The following is a 15,343-nucleotide window of genomic DNA, read 5'->3' as shown; positions in this document are numbered from 1 at the left end:
CCGTGACATCAACGCGAGCATCAACCTATTGATGTTGGCCGACTGACAATCCTTCAGGGTGGGAACCACCCGACGAGCTTGGTAAACAATCGTGGCTAGTAAGAGCACGGTCTTCCCAAGAAGCTCCCTCTTCAATTTGCGAAGCAAATAAGTGGCGAGTAGTTCACACTGGTTCAATACGTCATCTCTTAACTGTTGAAACGCATTGCCTTTCCGCCCATAGTATTTCAAGTGCTTGGTACAAAAGACGACGCCTCTCGCACCACAAGGATAGTTGATTGGAATGGGACCAAGCTCAATCCAGTCTTTGAGCCGATAAGACCGATTGTAAACCAACGGCGAAAGTATCTCTTCAGAATCTAACCATTCCATCAAATCACGTGTCGCATCCAGACTATGCACGATGACGACAGGCGGGGCATGCTCAAGCATCAATTTACGAAACCATTCCTGACCAGCTTTTTGAATTCGAGGCGACATCGCCTTTAATTGTTTCGCATTTTTCGTCGGATATGCATTGATATTCGTCTCCAATACTTCGATTTTCCCATTCGACTTCGTTTCTAAATGTTCTACCAAATGATTCAGTCCGATTCTCGTTTTTGAAAAAGGTTTCTTTCCTTTTTGTACGTTTTTCTGTTGAATGAACGTTAAAAACGATTCTCTGTCCGTGATTAAATCAATGTATCGTTTGACATCATAATTTACATCTATTTTCAAAATCGAAGAGGCTGGATTGATTCCAACTACAAAGACATTCGGTTTCGACAATTTGTACTTACTGACAAACGGTCGCAAATATTCTTTCGTAGTGATGCCCTCAACAAACTCTTTCAACCCGTCTTGATTCATGAGACACCGCTCCTTATTCATCTTCAATCTGTAGCGATTCTGCCGACGCCGTATTCGTGATTTTATGGTACTGCTCGAATTCATCTGTGACTTCTTCTAGATATTCAGGACCGACGAATAGCACGTTCGTCCCCTTCTCGACTAATACGAGAGGGTATCCTTGAAATGTGACCGCATCAATCACATCCTGTACGTTCGATAGAATCAATGTATCCTGTGTAGGATGAAACAATCTCACTTCGTGGAAATCAAGCCATTGCAACACACGTTTGAGTTCCCATTCTCCATCTAACGCTATGGAGACGAGCACATAGTGACCGTTCTGACGCATCAGCACAGCAAAACAATCAGCGAGTTGAATCGACTCTGTCTTCAGTTCCATTGCATACTCCTCATAATTCGGAATGACACAATACTCAAAGTGTTCATCGTATGTTCGCAGATGTTTTAGATAACGTGCATATTTTTTCTGCTCCCACTTACTCAGTTTAATCGGATCGATGACGTATCCCTCCTTTTCATATTCCTATTTTTGTAAATACCCATTTTTTTATTCTCCTTTTACAGTCCCAAAAGAAAAAGCGAGCATACGATTGTATACTCGCCTTATTCTCTTCAGTTGTGGACCATGTCCTTTTCTTCTAAACCGAGCGTGACCGCTGTCGATTCGTGAATCGTCTTGAACAGGTCCGGATGTTCCGAAAGTTTCAAGCCATATGACGGAACCATCTCTTTGATTTTCTCTTCCCACTCCGGTAACTGTTGCGGGAAGCACTGCTCGAGCACCTTCAACATGACATGAACAGCTGTCGATGCGCCTGGAGAAGCACCAAGAAGTGCCGCAACGGAACCATCTTCCGCGCTGACGACTTCTGTTCCGAACTGAAGTGTCCCTTTTCCTTGCGGTGTATCTTTTATGACCTGAACCCGTTGCCCGGCCACAACGATTTCCCAATCTTCGTTCTTGGCGTTCGGGATGAATTCACGAAGTTCATCCATGCGCTTGTCGTGTGACAAGAGCACCTGTTCGATCAAGTATTTCGTGAGCGGCATCTCTTTTGCCCCTGCCGCAAGCATCGTGATGACATTGTTCGGTTTGACCGAACGAATCAAATCCAAGTTCGATCCTGTTTTCAAGAACTTCGGCGTGAAGCCGGCGAACGGTCCGAATAACAACTCTTTTCGTCCATCGATAAAGCGTGTGTCGAGGTGCGGTACCGACATTGGTGGTGCCCCGACTTTCGCCTTTCCATAAACTTTAGCGTGATGTTGCTCGATGACCTCACGATTTTTACAGACGAGGAAGAGTCCACTGACTGGGAACCCGCCGATTTGTTTCGACTCCGGAATCCCTGTCTTTTGTAAGAGTGGTAAACTTCCGCCACCGCCTCCGATGAAGAGAAACGGTGCCGTATGCGTCTCAATCTTGTTCGCAGACAAGTCTTTCACTTTCACTTCCCACAGACCGTTATCGAGACGCTTCACGTCCTCGACGCTATGGCCGTAGTTGACCTCGACTCCGTTTGATGTGAGATGGTCAAACAACATCCGTGTCAACGCGCCGAAGTTCACGTCCGTCCCTGAATCGATTTTCGTCGCGGCAATCGGTTCGTCCGATGTCCGTCCGTCCATTATGAGCGGGAACCATTCCCGTAGCTGATTCGGATCGTCCGATAAGACCATGCCTTCAAACAACGGATTCGTTGTGAGCGCTTCCAAACGGCGTTTCAAGAAATCGACATTCTTCTCCCCTTGGACCATACTCATATGTGGAATTGAACGAATGAAGGCACCTGGATTTTCAATCAATCCTTGCTTGACGAGATGTGCCCAAAACTGGCGTGAGATTTGGAATTGCTCGTTGACGTTGACCGCTTTGGAAATATCAATCGTCCCATCCGCGTTCTCCGTTGTATAGTTTAACTCGCAAAGTGCGGCATGTCCCGTACCTGCGTTATTCCATTCGTTTGAACTTTCTTCCCCTGCTGCATCGAGCTTTTCGAACACTTTGATGTTCCACTCCGGTACAAGCTCTTTAAAGAGTGAACCGAGCGTTGCGCTCATAATGCCTGCCCCAATTAAAATGACGTCTGTTCTCGTTTGCGTACTGCTCATGAAAACCCCATCCTTATCCCCTGAATTTTTTGTCATACAACCGAAGAATCCCCATTCCTCAATCATATATTTTATAATCGTTATACCGATTATAACTCTTTTGTGATGAATGATAAGGGTTATGTATGATTTTTTGTGCTGAAACTTTTTATGAAATTGTCATGATTCCTCGGAACGAAGGAGGTGTTCTGTTGAGACGCGGTCTAAGTTTTACAATCCCTAATCAATACGGTCATTTTTTACAAGATATATTGACCCCTATCCCCCTCGACCAATATCAATGGAAGGTGATTGATGAGGAATCCTATATTGTGAAAGATGGACAACTTGACTGTTTGTTGTTTCCGGAGTCGACTGTCATCAATGGTCGACAACTCAATGAACGGATCACTCAACAACACTATTTGATTTTTGTTGATATCAAAGCATTCCACTCTAATATGTCCTCGGAAATCATAACGTACGAAGACTTTTTACATAGCAAGTGCGAGTTTGTGCTACTTGTGATAGACAGTCAATACGTGACGATATACTGTAAAGACCAAGAGATGCTCAACTCCCTCTACGAAAATGCTTCTTTGCATGAATTTGAGGAGATTGCATATATCACAAGTCATAATGACTCGATGACACGCTTATCTTGCTGGTAATTGAGCGTTTCAAAAAGGGGAATCCACATGTCCACACTCTATCTGATTCGCCACTGCTCGGCCTCCGGTCAAGAACCTGATGCAGCACTCACGGAAGCGGGTCACGAACAAACACACCTGCTCCGTGATTTCTTTCGTGAAATCCCGATTGACCGGATACTCTCAAGCGACTACACCCGAGCGGTCGCTTCGGTCACACCTCTTGCCGAAGCCCACCAACTTCCAATCGAACGTGAACCGTTGTTACGAGAGCGTATTCTGTCTGATGGACCGCTCGAAGACTGGCTGACACCGCTACGTCAGTCGTTCATCGACCCGACGTTCAAGTTGCCTGGTGCTGAATCTGGTGAGGAAGCGACTCAGCGAATCATGCAAGTGATCGAGCGTGTCCAGTCGCAACATGGCTCGATACTACTCGTGACTCACGGTAATCTGCTTGCGCTCCTCTTACAACGACTTGATCCTAAATATGACTTTGAAACATGGCGTACGATGCGTAATCCAGACGTCTATCGTCTCGATTTCAACGACAGTACGCCCGTCATCGAGCATATTTTGGCCACATAAATAAGCCGCCTCGACATGAGACGGCTTTTGTTATTTCTCCACGAAGAACATCGAAATGGCTCCGAGACCAACGTGTGTCCCGACCGAGACCCCCATCTGCATGAGGTAAATCTCGCCTGTGAAATCTGTTTCGGTTTCAAGCTTCGCTTTTAAGTTCTCGGCAATCCGCTGATCGGATGTGTACCCGATGATTACGAAATTCGTGATGTCCGGATTCACGCGCTTCACGAACTCGTCCGTATAATGCTTCAACACTTTACGTGTGCCTCGCTCTTTGGCAACAATGGCACCTTTCCCGTTCTTCATGCTCATAATCGGTTTCACCATGAGTAGTTTTCCGATGATAGCACTCGCGTTCGAGATGCGCCCACTCTTGATCAAATGGTCCAAGTCATCAACGGACAAGAAGTGCTTCACTTTCGTCTTATACGTCTCGTTGAAATCGACGAGCTCTTCGAACGTCGCACCGGCTTCACGCATCTGCGCGCTCTTGAGCAATAGCCAGCCGCTGCCGTGACTCATCGATCGGGAATCGACGACATGAATTTTCACGTTTGAGTCAGGATGCGCCTCTTCGAAGTATTCTTTCCCAATGACCGCTGACTGGTAAGACCCGCTCGTTCCACTCGACATACAGATGCATAAGATCTCTTCGTAACCGGCAGCGACCGCATCTTCCATCAATGTTAAGAACGTCGCTGGACTCGGCATCGCCGTCGTCGGGAATTCCGGGAGCGCTTCCAACATTCCGTAAAAATCATCCGGCTGGATATCCACCCGGTCCTGGTAAGACATATTGTTCATCGTAATGATCAACGGCGCGACCCCGATGTTGTACTGTTCAAGCACTGCATCTGATAAGTCACACGTTGAATCTGCTAGTAATTTAATCATACATTCCTCCAAAAACCTTCTCCATAAGTGACGGGAATCATCCTACAACTTCGTCGATTCAGACGTCACGATAGGACCTCCTTTAGTGTAGCAGATTTGGAGGGGGAAATGTTTTTTTACTGGGTTTGATGTGCGACTTGTTTCTCGTGGTGTAAGAGCCATTCTTTTCGCCATAATCCGCCGGCATATCCTGTCAATTTCCCATTCGACCCGATGACACGATGACATGGAATGACGATGCTCAGTTTGTTGCGTCCGTTCGTCGCACCGACTGCTCGAACAGCCGCAGGTCGCTTCACTCGTTCAGAGAGTTCACGATATGATGTCGTCTCCGCAAAAGGAATCGTCTGTAATGCATCCCACACTTCCCGCTGAAACGGCGTGCCCACTTGTTCAATAGGAAAGGTGAACGTCATCCTCTCCCCTCGAAAATAAGCATCGAGTTCCTCCTTGCACTGTCGCAACACATCAGGTACATTCCCTTCAGGTAATTGCGCCACTTCGCGTTCGACGAATAAGATCGACTGGATGACTTTCTCGGTTCCAACGATTTCGATCACGCCAACCGGCGTCTCCATGTCTAATTTATACATCTCCATATAATGACCTCCATAAATAGAATGTCGCGTATCCTTCCCAACCTTTCCAGCGCTCCCCGTATCGTTTCACTTCTTCAATCGTCGGCTTTTTAGGCATACCTAATTGATGCTGAATCGCTTGATGCAATCCGACATCCGCGACCGGAAAGGCTGATGCATCCTGAAAACACTTCATCAATACATAGTCCGCCGTCCAAGCCCCGACACCTCGTATGGAAAGCAAGCGTTGACGAATATCAGATGAAGATTGTGATTGTAGCAACGCTTTCGATAGCGTTCCGTTAGTTATTTCCCGTGCAATATCAATAACATACTCCGCTTTCCTTCGACTAAACTGAAGCTCTCGTAACGCTTCCGGCTCGAGCAGGGCGACTCGTTCCGCACGTGGGAACGTCCAGTACGTTCTTCCCTCGATGACTCGCTGTTCACCATATCGTTCCACGAACCGCCGCTTGATTGTATAGGCGAAGGAGAGCGTGATTTGTTGCCCGATGATGGCCCATGTAAGCGCCTCGAACAAATTTGGGAAACCAATCATTCGTAACCCACGATGTGCTTCAACCAAAGGAGCCAGCAATTCATCCTCTGCCCCCATCGCCTCAAACGGTGTGAGGTCACGATCAAGGTCTAACCAGTCACGCACTTCACGTTCCACGCATTCTTTTTCCGTATCTGAAACGTCATCGATCGGGAATAGGATACGAATGTGGTCTTGTTCTCCTTGAAGTTCGACGAGAATGAGACGTTCCCCGATTCGCATCAGCTTTTGAACTACCCTGTCCGTCGTGACATGGAGTACTTCTTGTTCGGACCGACTTAAAAAGACGAGACATTCATGAAAATCAAACGGTTGTGGGACGTCTAGTAGCAAATCGTTCATATGTCCCCTCCTTTTCGATACATATTCGGTGTGCACCCTTTCACTTGACGGAAGACGCGGTAAAAGTTCGACGGCGTTTGAAACCCGACCTCATAGCAGACTGTCAGGTTGCTCATCGTGGTCGTTCGTAATAAATAAGCTGCCTTGTCGATACGAAGTCGTTCCAATAGTTGCCTTGGCGTCTCTCCTGTCGCTTGGGTAAATGTTCGCTCCAAGTGGAACGGGCTCAATTGGACATGTTCGGCAATCTGTTCGAGGCGAATCGGCTGTTTATAATGTTCCATCAAATACACGGTCACTTGTTGTACGAGCGCTCGGTGTGGGGCATGCTCGACTTCCGGCTGGCATCGCTTGCACGGTCGGAAGCCGTTCGTTTCTGCCTCTTGTCTTGTGATGTAAAAATCAACATTCTCTTTTTTCGGTTTGCGGGAACGGCACGAGGGTCGGCAATAGATTCCTGTCGTCTTCACGGCCGTATAAAATAACCCATCATACGTTGCGTCACAAGCGAGCACTTTCGCCCACTTTTCTTCAAATGTCAGCATGTCCACACCCCTCTCTTACTCTCACTGTAGCAAATATAAAATCAACATTTCGTCCTCTTTCTTGCGCTTACAATTCCCTCTTTTGAAACGTTTTACAGATTTCAGTCGTATCCTATAGTACGATTTAGTTAGAAGACGCTGTCAGTCATATGACAGATAAGGAGAAAATCTCATGCGCACTCGTTTTTCATGGAAACAATTAAAATGGCTCGTCCCTATAGCGTTAATCGGATTGATTTTAATCCAGAGCGGACAGGAGTTGAAAGACCTCTCGCTCGCGACCGCCTTCACGACATTGAAACAACTGACCGGATGGGAACAGTTCACACTCATCCTACTCGGCGGATTCGCTGTCTTGACGATGACCGGGTATGATTACTTCTTGCTCCGCTCGCTACAGATTCAATTACCGAAACGAAAAGTCGCACAAACGGCATGGATCACGAACTCGATGAACGGGATGCTCGGATTCGGTGGAGTGATTGGGATTGCCCTTCGTACTTCCCTGTACCGTCCTTATACAGACACAAAACGCTTGCTCCGCGCGATCGGTTGGATGACTCCGACACTCATCAGTGGGCTTTCCATCCTTTCCATCGGTGTGCTCGTCGGGATTTTCCCGGCAGGCGCACTCGTCGGGACGAAACCGTGGATTTGGCCGGTATTACTTGCGGTGAGTGCGATGCTCCCGTTTTATCTGTTCGTCACCTCACGCCGCTCAAACGTCGGTTGGTCTACTTTGATTGGTTACACGATGACTTCACTTGCGGAATGGGTCACCGCAGGACTTGTCGCCATCTACGCGTTATCGTTACTCGACGGGTCAGCTTCGTTCTCCCAACTCTTTGGAGTATTTATCGTCGCCACGGTCGTCGGTGTCGTCTCCCTCGTCCCAGGGGGCGCCGGAACGTTCGATTTACTATATCTTGTCGGAATGTCACAATTGGGGATTCATCAAGACATTGTCCTCTCATCTTTGATCATCTACCGATTCGTCTATTTCGTCGTTCCTTTTTTGATTGGACTGTTTCTCGCAGCCATCGCGTTCGGGGACCAGGTCGTCAAACAGATCGAGTATCGACCAATCATTGGATCTTCATATGAGATTGGGACCGTCGTATGGCGCATCGTTTCCCGGACACTCGCGAAGATTGGGCGCTTGACCGGGAGTCTCATTGCCTTGATGAGCAGTCTATTGATTTGGTTCCAGACACTTCTCCCGAGCGTGACACCACTCTATGAAGTGAATCGTTGGTTCGAGTGGATTGGGACGCTCCTCTTATTGAGTGCCGGACTGCTCATGTTCCTGTCCGTATATGGCATGTATGTGCGGACAAAGCGAACGCTCTGGTTACTCAATACGGCGTTCATCTGGGCGACCATCGGGGTCATCGCTCGAGGCTTGAACTTATTCGAGACATTCGTCGTCATCGGTTTCGCAGCTTTCGTCTGGCTGACGCGAAAACGTCACGTCCGATACCGCTCGATTTTAACGACCGGTCGTCTCATTCGAAACCTGTTCTACATTTTGCTGTATGTGGGCTCTCACGCCCTCTTGCTGCAGTCGTTCGCCGACACCGATGATTTGTTCTTCACATCGTATCAGGCCGGCTGGTTGACGGTGCTCCTTCTCCTCTTCACGTCGCTCGTAGCAAGTGCGCTTCTGCTTCTGTTCGACCGTTGGAAGCGTCCGGCGCTCGGCGAGGCATACGATGAAGATCGAATCAGACAGTTTCAAGCAACACAGCACACATCGAGTGGTTTTGACTTAGCCCATATGGCAGATAAACGCTTCTATATGAACGAGAATGGAAACGCATGCCTCTTATTTGCGACAGCACGAAACCATGCGATTGTCCTTGGAGATATCCAAGGTGAACGACAGGCCGCGACTGAACTGTTAACGCGTTTCATTGAAGATGCGGACCGAATTGGATATATTCCTTTATTTTATCAAATCACACCGAATTGGATGCCACGCCTTCATGATGCCGGCTTCACGTTCTTCAAGCTAGGGGAAGAGGCGACGATTGACGTGTCGACCTTCTCGTTGTCGGGTAAGAAGCGTGCGAATATGCGCTCCCTTTATAATCAATTCGAAAAGAAGGGAATCACGTTCGAGATCGTCTGTGAGCCGAGCCTCCTGTTATTAGAGGAGTTAAAAGAGATCTCAGACGAGTGGATCGGAAATCGGAACGAGAAAGGGTTCTCTCTCGGTTTCTTCGACTACGAAACGTTGACACGTTATCCAATCGCTCTGTTACGAGATGCGGATGGTGTCGTCGTCGCCTTCATTTCGTTACTCCGAGGGAATGGGATCCTTTCAATCGATTTGATGCGTTCGAAAAATGATGCGCCGTCCGGAGCAATTGAAGTGCTGATTCTTCACATCATCGAATGGGCACGTGCGGAAAGCTATGAACATGTCGGACTCGGCGTGGCACCACTTGCCGCCGTCGGTGAGCAGACATTCTCCCATTGGCCAGAGCGCGTCGCCGCCGATATTTTCGAAAACATCAGTTACATTTATCCGTTCAGCGGCCTGAGACAGTTTAAACAAAAGTTCAAACCGTCCTGGGAAGGACGTTATCTCGCATTCCGACAACGACGTAAATTATTGCCGTCGATTTTACGAACGGCACGATTAATTAGTCGAAAACGTTAAAAAACAGGAATTTCTCACGATGAGAAATTCCTGTTTTGCGTATCATCTTATTTCAACGTCACACTCACGTTATCAATCGTGATGTCATGGGCACCAAGTGGTGATCCTTCTGTGCGTCCCATCAAGAACTTCAATCCTGTCATATCCGTCACGGGCATCGTCACTTCAAACGTGTACGTGTTCGTTTCCGGTGTGACCGAAACGACTTCGCTCAAGTAGCGATAGTACCCGGCATTCTCTAACGTCACTTCGAATGAACGAGCGACTGTAGAAGATGCATCGAATTGAACGACGTACGTTTGGTCTTGCTGTAACTCAAGACCGCCTTGCTCCATGAGGACACTCCACGCTTCGTTCCCTTCTTGCGTAATCGAGATACGTGCTGCCTCATTCACCGCTTCGACAGCAGCCTGTGCGTCAAAGTGTACATAGGAGCCCCAGTGTGTGAGACCTTCTGTGAATGCTCCATTTTTGAGTGGAGATGGATCGATGTAAACCGGTGTGACATCGCGCAATTCGACGTCATCGATTTCAATCACACCTTTTTCAGAACCGAGAATGAACTGAAGCTGACTCATGAGGTCAGTTCCGGCTTCCATCGTGAACGGAATTTCATACGTATCGAATGCTTCTGATAGAGCGACACGCTGAAGCGGGAGGTAGGCATCCCCATTCGCACCGTTCAATCCGACTTGAAGACCGTCTACACGCTCTGCACGCGCTTTGAAGCGAAGAACGTATTCATGTCCTTCTTGCAATTGAATGCCTTGTTGCACCAATGTGGCCGGCGCTCCTTTTTTCTTGTTCGTTTCGAAACGGAAGAGACGCTCTACTGGATCGACCGTGCCTGTCCCTTTCGTGATGCCTGGGTCGAACGTCCAATACGTCATGCGATCCATCGCACCTTGGTCGAACGTACCGTTATATACATGGTTCCCGTCTCCAAGCTTCGGTTTTGTCGCATTCGGATCGAACGCCTCACGAGGTGTCTGCTCGACACGGACATTCCCGATTTGGACACCAGACGTACTGAGTCCAACGTTGAACTCAAGACGTGCCGCAAGGTCAGTCTCTTCTGTCATATCGAATGTCATCGAGTACGTTTGGACGTCTGTCGTCAAATCAAATGACCCTTCATCTGAATATTTCGCATAGCCTCGGTCTGGACCACCACCGACTTTAACGGCGATCGAACGCGCCGCGTCCGCTTTGGCGTCAAACGTCACTTTATAATGTCCGCCTTGTCCGAGCGATACGTTTTGAATCAATTGATGCGAGTACGGCTGACTTCCTGCCTGGTCAATCGAAATGTCGGCAAAACGTGATCCTGCCAAATCGATTACATCGACTGAACCGACACCACCAAAGTCAGGAAGCGCCACATAGTTCCAATAGGTCGGGTTGAGCGCCTGTGCACCGTTCGTCACCGTTGTAATCGGTTCTGTATAGTCTTCATCATAGACGAGGTTCCCGTCTTCTAAAGGTTGCTTCGCCCCTTCTGGCAATACGACTTCTTCATCCGAGTATGTCGGCTCGACAGCATCGCGATACTTCCCGTTCTTCAAGTCAAAGACGCGGACGTAATCGACTTCCATCTCTGCCGGGAATGGTGTCGTCTCATCGACGTCCCCATCAAACCATCCACCGACCGCCAAGTTCATGATCAAATAGAAATTTTGGTCGAATGGCGCAGGGTAGCTATATTTCGATGCTTTGTTCGCTTCTTTCGCATACCAGTCATTTTGAGTCTGGTAGAGTTGACCATCTACATACCAACGAATCTCACCCGGCTCCCACTCGACCGCATATGTATGCCATTTGTCGATGCCGTCACCTTCTGCGAAGTGATAGTCTTTCCCCGTGTACTTGTTGTTCGGCCATGTTTCCCCGTAGTGAATCGTGCCAGCGACTTTGTCCGGCTGACTGCCCCATGACTCCATGATGTCGATCTCACCAGATGCGGCCCAACCACCGTAACGGTCCTCTTCCGGTAGCATCCAAAATGCTGGCCAGAGCCCTTTTCCTTTTGGAAGTTTCGCTCGCATCTCGTAACGACCGTATGTCTTACTGAACGTGCCCTTCGTCGTCAACTTCGCCGATGTGTAATCATATGTGCCGAATTGATCGGATGCTTGCTCTTTTTTTGCACGGATGACGAGCTTCCCGTCTTTTACGAAAGCGTTTTCGTTTTTGTCCGTATAAAATTGCTTCTCGTTGTTTCCCCAACCGGCAGCGACCGGATTTCCGTCTTTGTCGACAATCCAGTTCCCCGTTTCAAAGTTCCATTTCGAATGATCGATTTCCGCCTTACTAAACTCATCTGACCAGACAAGTTTCCACTTGGCGTCGTCTGCTTTTGAGCTCTTTTCAGCAGGTACTTCTTGTGGCAATGACAAGACGAGACCTGTTCCAAGTGCGAGTGCAACCCATTTCTTCATCATGCGTCCTCCTTCAGGATAAGTGATGGCAATATATCAGTCCGTTCTTTTGAAAGCGATTTCCGAAAGCGCTTTCGTTAACGCTATTATAAAATTTTATCCATCCCAACTTCAACCACTTTTCGGAAGTGAAATCAAAATGACATAAAAAAGCACCGACTCATGTCGATGCTTCACGCAGTTCCCAATTTGAAAATGTCACGTCAAAACCTGTCGCATTCACATCCGGACTGCACGCATACGGCCCGATGCGTAACGTCGATACGTCATGAAGATGGGCAATGCGAAGCTGTTCACGCGTACCATCATCATACTCAACAAAAATTTCCACATCTCCATCTGTATACACGATTTCAAACGTCAATGGTTGAGGAATCATCTCATTTGAAAAATCACGTGTCGACCAATCCGAATAGCCAAACGAAGTGACGACCGCGCCAAGATGTGACGGTCCGTCCGGAATGTACTCGACAGACGTCTTGATCCAATGGTCATCATTCACATATAAGACGATCCCGGCCTGGTCATATGTATGGCTCGGTTCCATTTGGATTGTCGCCCGACATGTAAATCGTTTGACTTTGACATCTGTTAGTCGTGCATGCGCCGTCATGCGGTTAAATCCGTAATGTGTATTTCGCCAAAAGTCCGTATCTGGCAAAGTCCGGAAAGCGAGCGGTTCAAATCCGTTCACGCTATTCGGTTCATTTATCCACTTGTACGTATGCATGACCATCAATTCCTCCCCATTGTCCTCGCATGGCAAACAGTAACGGTATCATCGGCGTATGATACGGTATGAATTCACGCTGTCGAATCATCTGCAGAATTGTTGCTTCATCCGCCCACTTAACAGCCTGCACTTCAGATTCCTGGAGTGTCAGCTCATTCAAATCCACTTCCGCTTCGACGAGGTAAATGTCATCAAATCCTTCGTCGAAGTTGATGGTCAAGTGCGGTCGTGTCTGAGATAGATCAAGCTTGAGCCCAATCTCTTCTTCGAGCTCCCGCATCGCAGCTTGTTGGCTCGTATCTCCTACCGTGGCACTTCCACCGACTGTGATATCCCACATATTGGCCCATCCATCCTTGAACGGTTGGCGCTGTTGAATCAGCATCTCGCCCTTCTCGTTAAAGATACACACGTGAATCACAAGATGATACTCTCCTTCTGGCAAACGACTTCCCCGTTGCCACGTGCGACCGGTCTTTTCTCGGTCCACGTTATAGACGTCCCAAAATTCCATTAGATACTCCCCTTTATGTTGCTGCACTTGATGCCGCTGCTTGATCTGCTTTCGCGCAATCGATGGCTACGACGATTGAGATGAGAAGGTGCTCCATATCCGGTTCTTCGACGCGAATCTCATAACTGTCGCCCCATGAGAACCATTTCTTTTGAACACTTCCAATCGATTGTCCATTTTTCGTCACTTCAAAATCCATGTCCCACCAGTCCCCTTGGACATCGATTCCGGCCGCATCGATCGAATACTTCGGTTTAAAGAATGAAAACTCTTTTGAGATGGTCATCATATCCGTACCATCCACTTCTACAAAAAACTTCGGTAAAAAACTAAATGTCTTTTTCGTTATGGTTGTGACCGTTTGACCATTCACGTCTTTAATTTCAAACGACTTTGGAAACTTCATAAAGCTACCTTCGATGAAATATTGATCCTGTCCGTCCGCATCTTTAATGGTGAAGCGGCCGCGTAGACTGAACACTTTTTGTTTCATGTAGAGCGTGTGCATGATGATCCCCCCGATTTGTTGTAGTACTTTACGTACGAACCCAAACTCGAAATCGATTCACTTATAGCGAAACCGTCTCCTTTAGAACGATGTCTAGCACTTCCGACAAGTGATTCACGACGTAATCCGCTTCTTTCAATTCTGCTTCTTGCGCAAAGTCAAAACGACAGCCGATTGAAGTAAATCCGTTCGCTCGTGCAGCCATGATATCCGATAATCTGTCTCCGACTACGAAGCCATCCTGTAGTTCATACTTATTCACGATTTCAGCCACTAAATCACCCTTATCCAACGTGTCGATTTGCTGAATACTGTATGTTTCGGTAATCCAATGGTCCAATTCATAGTGCGTGACGATGGCCTGTAAATAGTCCACCAAGCCATTACTTGCCACGAACATGGAATGACCCATCTGATGCAATTGTTCAAACAACTCGAGTACCCCGGTATATAATGCACCATTCCCGTTTTGAATGTTTTTGATGAGTCGTGTTAAGAAATAGGCATCGACTTCTTCTCTAGCTTGCTCATCGTATTGTGGGAGCAACGTGGTCCAAACAACAGGCAACGGCACCCCCATGATGTTCCGATATTGATCAATCGGTGTCGGGCCTATCCATTTTTCTTCACTTCGTAAGTGATCAAACGTTTCATCTAGCGCCCGTTCCAAAATTAAATCTGTCCGAAACAATGTTCCATCCATGTCAAAAATCACTGCGTGTTTCATCTGCTTCCCCCTCGTTGATTGAATCATGGCTTGTCTGTCTATCATACGACAAAATTTGTCAATTTAACTCATCGTTTCGTACTTCTTATCGCTCGAGTAAGATGGTCTTAATGATATTAGAACGTCAAAACATACAAACAAACGAGGTGAAACATTGATGTGTCATCAAATTTCCATCGAGATTGATCTTGATTCATTAACGTACTCCGGTCAAATTATTGGCGAAATCAACTTTGTCATTGATACATACGATTATTTCCCGGGAGTCGGTTGGTCTGATTTCGTTGCTGTTCTTCTAAAATGGTGGATCGATAACTGTCGCGCGATTTTACACGCTCCACTTAAATCTATTCATTCGTTTCCATTTATGGATGGCCCCCTTTCTATATCAGCCAAAAAAATATCTTTGTCTGAACTCGAATTGTCATTTGTGAAAGATGATCAAATGAAGACAGAAATTGGTATCGTTTCTATTGAAGAATTGAAAGTCTCTCTTATTAAAGCAACACGACAGTTCATCAATGCAGTAGACCGATTAGGGTGGGAAAATGAAGAGGTCGATGTATTGCGGCATGCAATCAAATCCCTAGAAGCATATGAAAGATGATACGTTCAAAAAGACTACGCGGGAAATCCCACGTAGTCTTGGCGTATAT

At 47.3% G+C, this 15,343-nt stretch carries 16 protein-coding genes; 4 read left to right on the top strand and 12 right to left on the bottom strand.

The features are described from left to right. From KNO99_RS13645 to KNO99_RS13635, 3 genes are all read right to left on the bottom strand, one after another. Positions 1–852: hypothetical protein (locus KNO99_RS13645; RefSeq protein WP_214749631.1), on the bottom strand; the 852-nt coding region annotated here is incomplete at its 3' end. Between the two features lie 13 nt (positions 853–865). Continuing rightward, positions 866–1,234, bottom strand: coding sequence for a hypothetical protein (locus KNO99_RS13640; protein ID WP_214749628.1), 369 nt, complete (start codon positions 1,232–1,234; stop codon positions 866–868). A gap of 233 nt (positions 1,235–1,467) precedes the next feature. Next, positions 1,468–2,967 (bottom strand): malate:quinone oxidoreductase, encoded by a 1,500-nt coding sequence (locus KNO99_RS13635; protein ID WP_214749625.1) that lies wholly within the window; start codon positions 2,965–2,967, stop codon positions 1,468–1,470. A 191-nt stretch (positions 2,968–3,158) separates the two neighbouring features. Here KNO99_RS13635 and KNO99_RS13630 point away from each other — a divergent pair, with 191 nt between their 5' ends. Next, positions 3,159–3,617 (top strand): DUF2691 family protein, encoded by a 459-nt coding sequence (locus tag KNO99_RS13630; protein ID WP_214749623.1) that lies wholly within the window; start codon positions 3,159–3,161, stop codon positions 3,615–3,617. 27 nt (positions 3,618–3,644) lie between these two features. Beyond that, positions 3,645–4,184, top strand: coding sequence for a histidine phosphatase family protein (locus KNO99_RS13625; RefSeq protein ID WP_214749620.1), 540 nt, complete (start codon positions 3,645–3,647; stop codon positions 4,182–4,184). A gap of 30 nt (positions 4,185–4,214) precedes the next feature. Here the strand turns inward: KNO99_RS13625 and KNO99_RS13620 are convergent, their stop codons facing one another. The 4 genes from KNO99_RS13620 to KNO99_RS13605 form a co-directional block, all read right to left on the bottom strand. Then, a complete protein-coding gene (locus tag KNO99_RS13620; protein ID WP_214749617.1) occupies positions 4,215–5,078 on the bottom strand; it encodes a DegV family protein in 864 nt (287 codons plus the stop codon). 116 nt (positions 5,079–5,194) lie between these two features. After that, on the bottom strand, positions 5,195–5,677 hold the full coding sequence (locus KNO99_RS13615) for a methylated-DNA--[protein]-cysteine S-methyltransferase (protein WP_214749615.1): 483 nt from the start codon (positions 5,675–5,677) through the stop codon (positions 5,195–5,197). Then, positions 5,664–6,557 (bottom strand): DNA-3-methyladenine glycosylase family protein, encoded by an 894-nt coding sequence (locus KNO99_RS13610; RefSeq protein ID WP_214749612.1) that lies wholly within the window; start codon positions 6,555–6,557, stop codon positions 5,664–5,666. Before KNO99_RS13610 ends, KNO99_RS13615 begins: the two co-directional genes overlap by 14 nt. Next, positions 6,554–7,102 carry a bifunctional transcriptional activator/DNA repair enzyme AdaA gene (locus KNO99_RS13605; protein WP_214749608.1) on the bottom strand — a complete coding sequence of 183 codons (549 nt, stop codon included), beginning with the start codon at positions 7,100–7,102 and terminating at the stop codon, positions 6,554–6,556. The genes KNO99_RS13610 and KNO99_RS13605 overlap by 4 nt, the downstream gene beginning before the upstream one ends. 172 nt (positions 7,103–7,274) lie before the next feature. Here KNO99_RS13605 and mprF point away from each other — a divergent pair, with 172 nt between their 5' ends. Next, positions 7,275–9,767 (top strand): bifunctional lysylphosphatidylglycerol flippase/synthetase MprF, encoded by a 2,493-nt coding sequence (gene mprF, locus KNO99_RS13600; protein WP_214749605.1) that lies wholly within the window; start codon positions 7,275–7,277, stop codon positions 9,765–9,767. A gap of 47 nt (positions 9,768–9,814) precedes the next feature. On the opposite strand, the gene KNO99_RS13595 is transcribed toward mprF, so the two are convergent. From KNO99_RS13595 to KNO99_RS13575, 5 genes are all read right to left on the bottom strand, one after another. After that, entirely contained in the window at positions 9,815–12,205 is a 2,391-nt protein-coding gene (locus tag KNO99_RS13595) for a carbohydrate binding domain-containing protein (protein ID WP_214749602.1), read from the bottom strand. A 160-nt stretch (positions 12,206–12,365) separates the two neighbouring features. Then, positions 12,366–12,935 (bottom strand): DUF1349 domain-containing protein, encoded by a 570-nt coding sequence (locus tag KNO99_RS13590; protein WP_214749599.1) that lies wholly within the window; start codon positions 12,933–12,935, stop codon positions 12,366–12,368. After that, positions 12,910–13,452 carry an NUDIX hydrolase gene (locus tag KNO99_RS13585; protein ID WP_214749596.1) on the bottom strand — a complete coding sequence of 181 codons (543 nt, stop codon included), beginning with the start codon at positions 13,450–13,452 and terminating at the stop codon, positions 12,910–12,912. The genes KNO99_RS13590 and KNO99_RS13585 overlap by 26 nt, the downstream gene beginning before the upstream one ends. 13 nt (positions 13,453–13,465) lie before the next feature. Then, a complete protein-coding gene (locus tag KNO99_RS13580) occupies positions 13,466–13,960 on the bottom strand; it encodes an LURP-one-related/scramblase family protein (protein WP_214749593.1) in 495 nt (164 codons plus the stop codon). Between the two features lie 61 nt (positions 13,961–14,021). Further along, positions 14,022–14,687: an HAD hydrolase-like protein gene (locus tag KNO99_RS13575; RefSeq protein ID WP_214749590.1), complete on the bottom strand. Its 666-nt coding sequence runs from the start codon at positions 14,685–14,687 to the stop codon at positions 14,022–14,024. Positions 14,688–14,844: 157 nt separating this feature from the next. On the opposite strand from KNO99_RS13575, the gene KNO99_RS13570 reads away from it, so the two are divergent. Beyond that, a complete protein-coding gene (locus KNO99_RS13570; protein WP_251131071.1) occupies positions 14,845–15,294 on the top strand; it encodes a hypothetical protein in 450 nt (149 codons plus the stop codon). The last annotated feature ends 49 nt before the right edge of the window (positions 15,295–15,343 follow it).

Origin of the sequence: Exiguobacterium sp. s189 (genome assembly GCF_018617615.1) — a bacterium.
Classification (GTDB): Bacteria; Bacillota; Bacilli; order Exiguobacteriales; family Exiguobacteriaceae; genus Exiguobacterium; species Exiguobacterium aestuarii_A.
This window is presented reverse-complemented; position numbering and strand designations above follow the sequence as displayed.